The sequence below is a fragment of the Planococcus sp. A6 genome, from assembly GCF_028823615.1.
Classification (GTDB): domain Bacteria; phylum Bacillota; class Bacilli; order Bacillales_A; family Planococcaceae; genus Planococcus.
On sequence record NZ_JAPEHT010000008.1, the window covers coordinates 34175 to 45134 of the forward strand.

The window sequence follows — 10960 nt, forward strand, 5'->3', positions numbered from 1 at the left end:
TTCCTTCCAAAAACATAGGATTAGTTAGTCATATAATACCATTCAGGTATGCTAAAGTACACACTAAACTTTAAAAATACTGATAATTCTAAAATCATTTCCGTATTTAGTTGGTGTAATACTGTATAACACTAGGTTTTCAGTAGCAGATTTTTTCTGGAGAGGAGATTTGTGATAGAATAATCTCAGAAACTACACAAGCCAGGAGGCCATTATTCATGTCAAAAGTTTTTGTATTAGGTCATAAAAATCCGGACACTGACTCAATCTGTTCGGCAATTGCATATACCCATCTGAAGAAAGAGCTCGGGATGGATGCTGAAGCCATTCGCCTCGGTGAAGCAAACAATGAGACGCTCTTTGCACTCGAACATTTTAAAGCGCAAAATCCCCGTCTGGTGAAACGCGCTTCAGACGAAGTGAAGCAAGTCATCTTGGTCGATCATAACGAGCGCCAGCAAAGCATCGACGATATCGATGAAGTCCAAGTAACCGAAGTCATTGACCATCACCGAATCGCCAATTTCGAAACAACCGATCCGCTTTATTTCCGTGCTGAGCCTGTCGGATGTACAGCGACGATTCTTTTGAAGCTCTATAAAGAGCATGCTGTCGAAGTCCCGGCTGACATCGCGGGATTGATGCTATCGGCCATCATTTCGGATTCCTTGCTGTTTAAATCCCCGACCTGCACCGATCAGGACATTCAAGCAGCGAAGGAACTGGCGGATATCGCCGGGGTTGATACACAGGAGTACGGCCTTGCCTTGTTAAAAGCTGGCGCTGATTTAAGCAATAAAACGCTGGAAGATTTAATTTCACTCGACTCCAAGGAATTTGAAGCAGGCGACCACCGCTTTGAAGTGGCGCAAGTCAACGCCATCGATGTAGCGGAAGTACTGGAGCGCCAGGCGGAATTGGAAGTGCTCATCAACAATACAGTCGCGGCCAAAGACTTGGACCTTTTTGCTTTCGTCGTTACGGATATCCTGAACAATAACTCGGAAGCGATCGTCCTTGGCCGCCGCTCAGACATCATCGAATCGGCCTTCGAGTCAATCGTCGTCAACAACCGTGTGATGTTGCCGGGCGTCGTCTCAAGAAAAAAACAAATTGTTCCGGTCATTACCGAAGCTTTAAGCTGATTCCCTATGGGGAGTCAGTTTTTTTGTGCTGGGAATTATTTTCAAGCAAAAAAATTGTGGCGTATCTATGTCATTGCTATAGTAAGGGGCGAGGTGAGTAGTTATGAAAATTGAAGTTTGGTCAGATTACGTTTGCCCATTCTGTTATATAGGAAAGCGCACATTGGAACAAGCACTCGTACGCTCAGGCTACGAAAGCCAAGCGGAGATTACCTTTAAAGCATACGAATTGGACCCGCAAGCTCCAGTGGATTCCAATAGATTTGCTTATGAACACTTGGCTGAAAAGATGGGGCAAAGCCTCGAACGGGCAAAGGAAATGACAGCGGGCGTGGCACAACAAGCAAAAGCGTTCGATCTGCATTACGACGTGGAGAACATGCCCCACGCCAATACATTTTCTGCACACCGACTCGTCAAATGGGCCGCCACACAAGGCGAAGAACATCAATTGACCGAACTGTTGATGCACCATTACTTCGAAAAAGCGCATAATATCAGCAATGCGGAGACCTTGCTGTCGATTGTTGAAAAAGCAGGGCTTGATCGCGAACAGGCAGCGGAAGTTCTCGATTCGGATCAATTCCAGGGCGAGGTCGAGCGCGACATCCAAGAAGCCGGGCAAATCGGTGTACAAGGCGTCCCGTTTTTCGTCGTTAACCGAAAGTATGCAATTTCTGGCGCGCAGCCGCTTGAAGCGTTCATTGAGGCATTAGAACAAATCGCTGAAGAAGAAGGTTTGCGCCCGGCATTGAAGCCGATTGGAAAAGCGAAAACAAGCTTTTGCACAGGAGATTCCTGCGACGGCGAATAAGCCAAGCAAGCGCGTTGACTTTGTATCTCGAATTACTTATAATTAAAAAGTCTCGAATTAAAGAATAATATTAATAGTATAAAGGAGTTTTACAAGTGGAAAACATTTTAGTCGTAAAAGCCAATAACCGTCCGGCTTCTGAGGGCGTTTCAAGTAAAATGCACGAAGTATTCATGGAGAACTTAAAGACAGATGCAGAGGTCAATACATTTGACGTATTCGCAGAAGACATGCCGTATTTCGGGCAGGATTTCTTCGATGCCATGCAAAAATCCGCACAAGCGGAAGAATTGACTGAATTGGAGCAGCGCATCTTGACAGCAGCCAACAAGGCGATGGACGCATTCATGGATGCTGATGTAGTCGTGTTCGCATTCCCGTTGTGGAATAAAACAATTCCTGCGGCTTTGCAAACATTCATCGACTATGTCTACCGTGCAGGCATGACCTTCAAGTACACAGAAGAAGGTCCAGTCGGCCTAGTTCCAGAGAAAAAAGTCATCATCTTGAACGCACGCGGTGGAGTCTATTCGACACCAGAAATGGCGCCTAGCGAAATGAGCGTCAACTACATCCGTGCCATCATGAACTTCTTCGGCATCACGGATATCGAAGAAGTTATTATCGAAGGCCACAATATGTACCCTGACCGCGCTGAGCAAATTATCGCAGACGGCATGGAACGCGTGAAAGAAACAGCAGGATCACTTTCTAAAGTAAATGCATAATGTATGAAAAAGACGGGAACGCTTCGGCGTTTCCGTCTTTTTTTTGTTTAAATTTGCTAGTGTCTGGACCTCGCCAATGATTGAACTCAGCGGCTTGTCGTTTATTTATTTGCTCGACTTTCACTTTGCTCAAGCCTCGTGCATTCGCTTGCTCCCACATCTGCTTTGCAGATGCGTCGCAAATTAATGGACTCAGCTACCCTTCGTCCATTAATTGATTAGCAATTTCCACATAGGGGTAGACAGTCAATAAGCAAAACATTCAATAAAGGAGGGGCAGCATGTCTCAAAATGAACAACAAAGCCGTATTCCCGAATCGAACGAGTCTTTTTGGAGAGCGTACAAGGAATTGCCGGATTACCCGGCATTTATCGGCAACAAATCTACGGAAGTTGCGGTAGTAGGGGCTGGCATTGCCGGTGTCATCACAGCATATTTGTTGGCGAAAGAAGGTAAGAAAGTGACATTGCTTGATGCCGGCAAATTGATCGATGGCGTTACAGGCTATACGACCGCGAAGATTTCGGCTCAGCACGGCCTGTATTACGCGCCGCTGATCAAACTCGTTGGGCAAAAACAAGCGCAGCTTTATTACGAAGCCAATATGGAAGGCTTGAAGTTTATCGAAGGAACGGCAAAAGAACTGAACATCGATTGCGATTTCTCACACCAGGATGCGTTCATCTATTCGACGAAAGATTCCACGGTGAAGTTATTGGAGAAAGAAGCGGAAGCGTACCAGCAGCTGGGTATCGACGGGGGGCTTGCGCGCGAAGAGTCAGAGCTGCCGTTCCCAGTGACAGAAGCGCTCGTCATGCGTAACCAGGCTCAATTCCATCCGGTGAAATTCTTGACCGGTCTCGTAAAAGAAATGGAGAAAATGGGCGTAGACATCCACGAACAAAGCCGCGCCATGAAAATCCTGAGCAAAAAAGACCCGGTCATTCAGACGGAAAACCTATCTCATTTATCGTGCGATAAAGTAGTCGTTGCGACGCATTATCCGTTCAACGATTTCGACGGCATGTATTTCTCCAGGCTGTCAGTCAACCGCTCCTATGCCATTGCCGTCCGGACCAATGGCAAGATTCCAGAAGGCATGTACATCAGCGCCGACAGCCCATCCCGCTCCATCCGGTTTACGCCGGGAGAGGACGGGGAAAAACTCTTGCTACTCGGCGGAGACGGCCATGCAACGGGCCAAAGCTCCGTCGACACGATGGAACATTACGAGAACCTGGCGAAGTTCGGCGAGGATTATTTTGCTGCAGAAGACATTCCGTATCGCTGGTCGTCGCAGGATATGACGACTTTGGATAAAATCCCGTACGTTGGCACGATCACCGCGGGTTATGAAAATATCCTCGTCGCCACCGGATTCCATAAATGGGGCATGGCGAACGGCGCTATTGCCGGCCGGATTCTGACCGATCAAATCGTCGGGCGTGACAACCCATACGCTGCGCTATTCGATCCGACGCGACCGAAAGTGAAAACGGCCGATGCAGCAAGCTTCTTAAAAGACAATGCATCAGTGGCGAAAGAACTGGTCAGCGGCAAACTGAAAAAAGCCTCCAAGACCATCGACGACTTGGAAAAAGGGCAGGGCGGGCTTGTCAAAGTGGACGGCAAAAAAGCGGGGGGTTACCGAGATGAATATGGCCAAGTGCATCTTGTCAAACCGACTTGTACACATATGGGTTGCGACGTAGCGTGGAACGATGCTGAAACCTCCTGGGATTGCCCATGCCACGGCTCGCGTTTCTCACATACCGGGGAAGTATTGGAAGGACCTGCTGTGAAACCGCTGAAGAAATTGGAAGGCGGCATATAAAACGTAGAAAAAAAGAAGCAGCGACGGCTGCTTCTTTTTTTATGCTTACTTATGCTGGGTTCGCTTGGATTTCCAAGTTCAATTTGATGTCTTCGCCGACAAGCACGCCGCCTGTTTCAAGCGCCTGGTTCCATGTCAAACCGAAATCTTTGCGATTGATTTTGCCGTTGACGTTGTAAGCGACGACTTCAACGCCCCAAGGGTTAGTGGCTTTGCCGCCATATTCCGCTTCGAATTTCGCCGGGCGCGTTACGCCTTTAATCGTCAAATCGCCTGCGAGTTCGTATTCGTCTTCGTCTTTTTTGCGGATGTCTGTTGCATTAAAAGTGATATAGGGATGCTGTTCAGCGTCGAAGAAGTCTGCTGAACGCAAGTGATTGTCGCGGTCTTCGTTATTGGTATCGATGCTTGTTACATCGATTTTGAAATCGATCAAAGCGTTTTCCAAGTTGTTTTCATCTGCTTCCACCTGTGCTTCATATGAAGCGAAAGAGCCTTTCACTTTTGAGATCATCATATGTTTTACGGAAAATCCGATTTCTGAATGCGCTTGGTCTACTGTCCATTTTTTCATGAGTAATTCCTCCAATTTCGTATGTGTTAGCCTTACTATAAACAACTAATATCTCGAAGTCAATAGGTTTTAATTAAAATAGTTTTAATTAGAGATAAAATTTATCCGGACTTTAGTCCTTAACAAGGCAATATCGCTTGTCAAAACATGATGAAAAATGGATACTATTAAGAGCGAAAAGTTTAGAAGGGATTTGCTTGGAATGATGAAAGAAACTTGGTTGACGGATCTGCGCCGTTTTGTGGCAGAAGATCACGTCAAAATGGACGAGCCTCTGCATTTGCATACATTGACGAAAATGGGCGGGCCGGCCGATATATTTGTAGCACCGACAACTGAAGATGAAGTAGCTTATACAGTAAAATACGCATATGACAATGATATTCCGCTTTTGATGCTTGGGAACGGCTCTAATATGGTCGTCCGCGATGGCGGCGTCCGTGGAATCGTGCTGACGTTCAAGAAATTGGACGGCATCATGATTAACGGAACAACTGTGATTGCCCAAGGGGGCGCAGATATTAAGAAAGTATCCCGCGCAGCAGCGGACAGCCAGCTGACAGGCTTGGAATTCGCCTGCGGCATCCCGGGTTCGATCGGCGGCGCGATGGCGATGAATGCCGGCGCATACGGCGGCGAGATCAAAGACGTCATCGTCCGGGCGACCGTCTTGACCAAAGAAGGGGAAAAGCTGGTCTTGACGAAAGACGAGCTGGAACTCGGCTACCGCAAAAGCATCATCACGAAAAAAGGCTTTTATGTCCTTGCTTCCGAGTTTGGTCTCGAAATCGGCGAGCAGCGTTTCATCGACGCGAAAATGGATGAATTGACGTTCCAGCGGGAAAGCAAGCAACCGCTTGAATTCCCTTCTGCCGGAAGTGTCTTCAAACGGCCACCGGGCAATTTTGCCGGTAAGCTGATCCAGGAAAGCGGATTGCAGGGCAAGGGATTCGGCGGTGCGGAAGTTTCGACAAAACATGCCGGATTTATCGTCAATAAAAACAACGCGACCGCCAATGACTACATTCAAACGATTGAAATGGTGAAAAAAGCGGTGTTCGAAAAATTCGGCATCGATTTGGAGCTTGAAGTGAAAATCGTCGGCGAAGAAATGGCTTGATTTAAACTAGCGGCACTCCCTTAGAAGGAGTGCCACGCTTTTTTAAGTAGGGCCATTATTATGGTATAATGAATTCAAAGTAATTTGCGGAGTGGGTGGTCAATATACAGAGCTTTAGTGTAGACGGTATAATCTTGATCGGCGGGATCTTCCTACTTGCTGGCGTTTTGATGACGAAAGTATCTGCTCGCGCCGGCGTTCCCTCGCTCGTTTTGTTTATGTTCCTCGGCATGGTGTTAGGCAGTGATGTTTCAGGTCTCATCTACTTTTCCAATGCAGAAATTGCCCAGATGGTCGGAATTGTTGCCCTCATTATTATCCTCTTCGAAGGCGGTTTGCAAACCCAGTGGAAGCATATCCGCCCGGTTCTTGGCGGTTCGATCGTCCTGGCGACGCTTGGGGTTTTGATCACGACAGGCATTGTGGCTGTCGCAGCGTATTATGTTTTTGATTTGACTTGGCTGCAGGCTTTGCTGCTTGGGTCTATCGTCGGTTCGACGGATGCCGCAGCGGTATTTTCCGTTCTCGCAGGCCAAAACATCAAAGCCAAAATCTCCTCAACGCTCGAAGCGGAGTCAGGAACGAACGATCCGATGGCGATGTTTTTGACCATCGCTTTCGTGCAATTGATCATGATCCCAGATTCATCGGTCTGGACGATGCTCGGCAGCTTCCTGCTTCAAATGGGGCTTGGTTTGGTCCTGGGATTGGCACTTGGATTTTTCGCGTCATGGACCATCAACCGGATCCGGCTTGATGCATCGGGCCTTTATGCGGTACTTGCCGCAGGCTTTGCGATTTTCATCTATAGCTTTACAGCTGTCCTTGGCGGCAGTGGTCTGCTTGCGGTTTACTTGGCAGCGCTGGTGATCGGGACGCGTGATTTGACGCATAGCTATTCGATCGTATCCTTCCATGAAGGGTTCGCTTGGCTTATGCAAATTGTCATGTTCGTCATTCTGGGGCTGCTCGTTTTCCCAAGCCAATTGGCTGATTGGGATCTTATTTGGAAAGGGCTTGTGCTATCGTTCGTGTTGATTTTCGTAGCGCGCCCAATCGCCGTCTTCATCAGTACGGCGTTCTTCGATTATGATTTGAAAGAAAAGCTGTTCATGTCCTGGGCAGGGTTGCGTGGAGCGGTGCCAATCGTTCTAGCGACGTTCCCGATGCTCGCCGGCATGGAAAATAGCATCCTGTTTTTCAATATCGTTTCGTTCATCGTGCTGACGTCTGCGTTGCTGCAAGGTTCGACCATCTCGTTTTTTGCCGAGAAACTTGGGTTGAACGGCCGTCCGGTTCCAAAGCGAATCCATTCCTTGGAATTGGTGTCGATGGACCGTGCCAATGCAGAAATGCTTGAAGTTGAATTATCGGAGAAATCGCCTTTCGCTGGCCAGTTGGTACAGACGATCGGCCTGCCGAACCAGACCTTGATCAGTGCTATTATCCGTTCCGGCAAGCTCGTCATGCCAACTGGAACGACGCGTCTCAGAAAAGGGGATGTGCTGTACGTCCTTACTGAAAAGAAACAAGTGCCGAAAGTGAAACTGGTGCTTGGAGAAGAAGATTTCGTCAACTAAGCTTGCCTCTGCGGCAAGCTTTTTTTGATGCTTAGGAAGGATTTTCCACGGCGCCAGTCGAATGAAAAGCAAAAAGGGGGATCTAATGATGAAAAAGAAAAAATGGGGGAAATGGCTATTGATTGCATTCGGGTCGCTGATTGCATTGGCCGCCGTTGTAGGAATTTTTGCAAACGCTTACATATCGAAGTCGAAACCAGTCATTGAAGGGGAAGTAGCTGTACCCGTGCTGGAAGAACAAGTGACCGTCGTACGGGATGATATCGGCGTGCCGCATATCCAAGCGCAAAGCGATGCGGACCTGTACCGGGCGCAAGGCTATGTGCAGGCGCAGGACCGATTGTTCCAGATGGATTTATCGAGGCGGCAAGCAAGCGGCCGCTTGGCTGAAGTGATCGGGGAAGCAGCCGTCGATACCGATAAATATTTCCGCACCTTCAGTTTGCGCCGCGCCGGGGAAGCGTCTTGGTCCGGCTACGGGGAAGAAGCGAAACAAGTGCTCGAATGGTATGCGGAAGGCGTCAATGCGTATATAGAAGAAGCGAAAGAAGAGGAGCGCCTCAGCTATGAATTCGCGCTGCTCGGCTATGAGCCTGAACCGTGGACGCCTGTCGATTCTTTGGCGATCGGCAAATTCATGGCTTATGATCTCGGCGGCCATTGGAATTCGCTCGCTGTCCGGCATTGGGCATTGAATGAATTCCCGGAAGATAAAGCGCGTGAACTGTTCATCCGCTATCCGGAAGAAGCGCCTGCTATTTTGGCGGCCAATAAAAAGCGGCCAGTGTCGGTCGCAGGTGCGTTCGATCCGTCGGTCATTCCGCCAGAGTTCAACGGCAGCAATAACTGGGTCGTTTCAGGCGATAAGACAGAAAGCGGGCTGCCGCTACTAGCAGACGATCCGCATCTCGGGCTCAGCACGCCATCCATTTGGTACCAGATGCATTTGGAGTCCCCTGAACAAAATGTCAGCGGGGTCATCTTCGCTGGCATTCCGGGAATCATTCTCGGGCATAACGAACAGATCGCGTGGGGCGTGACGAATGTCGGACCGGATGTACAGGATCTGTATATCGAAACGCCAAACCCTGACGATCCGACACAGTTCCGCTATGAAGGCCAGTGGGAGCAAGCAGAAGTGCTGGAAGAACCGATCCGAGTAAAAGACGGGGAGACGGTCGATTTCGAAGTGCTCGTCACCCGCCATGGCCCGGTCGTATCGCCGGTCTTATATGAAGAAGAAGAGCCTTCCGCCGTCTTTTCCATGCAGTGGACCGCGCTTGAGCCGACGCTTGAGCTGCAGGCCGTGCTGAATTTCAATAAAGCGGAGAACTGGGAACAATTCGAAACGGCTTTGGAAGATTTCCAGGCGCCTGCACAGAATTTCGTATTCGCATCGACTGACGGCACCATTGCATACAAAGCGAACGGGCGTATTCCAATCCGCAAGCAAGGCGATGGGCAATTGCCGGTGCCGGGTGATTCTGCTGAATATGGCTGGGACGGCTATGTGCCGTTCGATGAATTGCCGCGTTCGGTCAATCCGGAATCCGGCTTTATCGCGACCGCCAATAACCAAGTCATAGATGATAGCTATCCGTACCATATTACGGATTTCTGGGCGCAACCTTATCGCTATGAGCGCATTGCAGAAGTGCTCGAAGGGAACGATAAACTGACTGCGGAAGATATGATGGCCTTGCAGATGGACCAGAAAAATCTGTACGCTGCAGAATTTCTCGAAGGGATGATGGCAGAAGTCGAAAAATTGACGGATGAGCATGAAGAATTATTCAAGATGCTGCGGGAATGGGACCAAGTCGACAGTGCAGGGCAAGCAGCGCCTTTCGTGTTCCATACATGGATGCGCCAATTGCCGGACACCTTATTCGAAGAACAATTTCCTGAAGATGTCTACGATATGCTGTCAGGCAAAAACCATATCACTGACGCTATGTTGCGCCAAGCTTTTGAAGGAGACGAGGGCGCATGGGTCCGTGAATATGGCGGTACAGGGAAATGGCTCGCTGATTCGCTCGATCTTGCTCTCGATGATATCGAAGCTGAACAAGGCAGCGATCCGCAAGACTGGGAATGGGGCGAATACCATCAGTTGACCTTCCCGCATCCTGTCGCGGGGGCTTCACCGATTCTCGAGCGGTTCTTGAATCCGGACAAGGTGCCGGTGGGCGGCTCGAATATTACCGTTCAGGCAGCGGCCTTCAATGATGATGGAGATGTCGATCACGGGGCCTCTTGGCGTTTTGTGGCAGACCTTGCCGATTTGTCGAAAGCCTATCACATTGTCGGGCCAGGGCTGAGCGGCCACGTGAAATCCGACTTTTTCCATAACCAAGTCGACAAATGGGCGCAAGGCGAGTTTCATGAAACCCGCATCGAAGGCGATGTGGAAGGAGCCGAATTAACGCTCATTCCTGAATAAGGTATACTGGAGAAAAACGTTCGGGGGATTTTATGAAAAACATATTGGCTGTAGGGTTCGGCGGCATGGCCGGATCGCTTCTCCGCGCGGCTGTGTTTCAATTCGCCGGGGCGGGTCTGGGCTTGTGGCTTGCGAACATTCTCGGAAGTTTCATCATCGGCATCGCGGCAGCCCGATTGGTGAATCGTTCGGCGAGAACGCGGCTGTTCGTCTCGACCGGGCTGATCGGTTCGTTCACGAGTTTTTCGGCCTTTTCAGCGGATTGGTTCCGCCTGCTTGAATCGTCCTTATTAACAGGCATCATGTATGCGCTTGGCATGACGGCCGCATCGATTGTTGCAGCGGCTTTGGGGTTGTTAGCGGGGCGCAAGGGGGCGGTCGAATGATCAGCATCTCGATATTCGGCTTTCTTGGTGCCGTGGCCCGCTATCTCTGCTATATGGCGGTGGAGAATCGTGCGCGCCAGCCGAAACTTGCGACTTGGTTCGTCAACAGTCTAGGCTCGCTCATCATCGGTGCATGCCTCGGGGCGGGTGTGCCGGCAGCTTCCGGAATCTTCGGGTTTCTCGGCGCCTTCACGACATTTTCGACGATGGCGCTCGACAGCGTGAAGGATTTTGAGGACGGCCAGTGGAAGCAAGGCATCTTTTATATTTCCGCGACGCTTGTTTCTGGTTTAGTGCTGTTTGCGGTCGGCTATTCCATTGCTTCTATGTAAAAA

10 protein-coding genes are annotated in these 10960 nt (G+C 49.5%); 9 read left to right on the plus strand and 1 reads right to left on the minus strand.

What is annotated here, in order from left to right:
* Positions 1 to 218 precede the first annotated feature (218 nt).
* From ON064_RS02400 to ON064_RS02415, 4 genes are all read left to right on the plus strand, one after another.
* Positions 219 to 1145, plus strand: a complete 927-nt coding sequence (locus tag ON064_RS02400) for a manganese-dependent inorganic pyrophosphatase (protein WP_274623458.1) — start codon at positions 219 to 221, stop codon at positions 1143 to 1145.
* Positions 1146 to 1248: 103 nt separating this feature from the next.
* Positions 1249 to 1959, plus strand: a complete 711-nt coding sequence (locus tag ON064_RS02405; RefSeq protein WP_274623459.1) for a DsbA family oxidoreductase — start codon at positions 1249 to 1251, stop codon at positions 1957 to 1959.
* A 95-nt stretch (positions 1960 to 2054) separates the two neighbouring features.
* Entirely contained in the window at positions 2055 to 2687 is a 633-nt protein-coding gene (locus tag ON064_RS02410) for an FMN-dependent NADH-azoreductase (protein WP_274623460.1), read from the plus strand.
* 281 nt (positions 2688 to 2968) lie between these two features.
* Entirely contained in the window at positions 2969 to 4522 is a 1554-nt protein-coding gene (locus ON064_RS02415) for an FAD-dependent oxidoreductase (protein ID WP_274623461.1), read from the plus strand.
* Between the two features lie 49 nt (positions 4523 to 4571).
* Here ON064_RS02415 and ON064_RS02420 read toward each other — a convergent pair whose 3' ends face one another.
* Positions 4572 to 5096, minus strand: coding sequence for a YceI family protein (locus ON064_RS02420; protein WP_274623462.1), 525 nt, complete (start codon positions 5094 to 5096; stop codon positions 4572 to 4574).
* A 202-nt stretch (positions 5097 to 5298) separates the two neighbouring features.
* On the opposite strand from ON064_RS02420, the gene murB reads away from it, so the two are divergent.
* From murB to ON064_RS02445, 5 genes are all read left to right on the plus strand, one after another.
* Positions 5299 to 6216 (plus strand): UDP-N-acetylmuramate dehydrogenase, encoded by a 918-nt coding sequence (gene murB / locus ON064_RS02425; RefSeq protein WP_274623463.1) that lies wholly within the window; start codon positions 5299 to 5301, stop codon positions 6214 to 6216.
* A gap of 104 nt (positions 6217 to 6320) precedes the next feature.
* On the plus strand, positions 6321 to 7796 hold the full coding sequence (locus ON064_RS02430) for a potassium/proton antiporter (protein WP_274623468.1): 1476 nt from the start codon (positions 6321 to 6323) through the stop codon (positions 7794 to 7796).
* 85 nt (positions 7797 to 7881) lie between these two features.
* Entirely contained in the window at positions 7882 to 10239 is a 2358-nt protein-coding gene (locus ON064_RS02435) for a penicillin acylase family protein (protein WP_274623464.1), read from the plus strand.
* A gap of 32 nt (positions 10240 to 10271) precedes the next feature.
* Positions 10272 to 10625, plus strand: coding sequence for a fluoride efflux transporter FluC (locus ON064_RS02440; protein WP_274623465.1), 354 nt, complete (start codon positions 10272 to 10274; stop codon positions 10623 to 10625).
* The gene (locus tag ON064_RS02445) at positions 10622 to 10957 is read left to right on the plus strand and encodes a fluoride efflux transporter FluC (RefSeq protein ID WP_274623466.1); all 336 of its coding nucleotides are present in this window, start codon (positions 10622 to 10624) and stop codon (positions 10955 to 10957) included. The genes ON064_RS02440 and ON064_RS02445 overlap by 4 nt, the downstream gene beginning before the upstream one ends.
* Positions 10958 to 10960: the final 3 nt, after the last annotated feature.

What these genes read in the sequence shown, in the direction of transcription:
- ON064_RS02400 (WP_274623458.1), top strand. Translation starts at nt 219, where the DNA reads ATGTCAAAAGTTTTTGTATTAGGTCATAAAAATCCGGACACTGACTCA.
- ON064_RS02405 (WP_274623459.1), top strand. Translation starts at nt 1,249, where the DNA reads ATGAAAATTGAAGTTTGGTCAGATTACGTTTGCCCATTCTGTTATATA.
- ON064_RS02415 (WP_274623461.1), top strand. Translation starts at nt 2,969, where the DNA reads ATGTCTCAAAATGAACAACAAAGCCGTATTCCCGAATCGAACGAGTCT.
- ON064_RS02420 (WP_274623462.1), bottom strand. Translation starts at nt 5,096, where the DNA reads ATGAAAAAATGGACAGTAGACCAAGCGCATTCAGAAATCGGATTTTCC.
- murB (WP_274623463.1), top strand. Translation starts at nt 5,299, where the DNA reads ATGATGAAAGAAACTTGGTTGACGGATCTGCGCCGTTTTGTGGCAGAA.
- ON064_RS02435 (WP_274623464.1), top strand. Translation starts at nt 7,882, where the DNA reads ATGATGAAAAAGAAAAAATGGGGGAAATGGCTATTGATTGCATTCGGG.
- ON064_RS02440 (WP_274623465.1), top strand. Translation starts at nt 10,272, where the DNA reads ATGAAAAACATATTGGCTGTAGGGTTCGGCGGCATGGCCGGATCGCTT.
- ON064_RS02445 (WP_274623466.1), top strand. Translation starts at nt 10,622, where the DNA reads ATGATCAGCATCTCGATATTCGGCTTTCTTGGTGCCGTGGCCCGCTAT.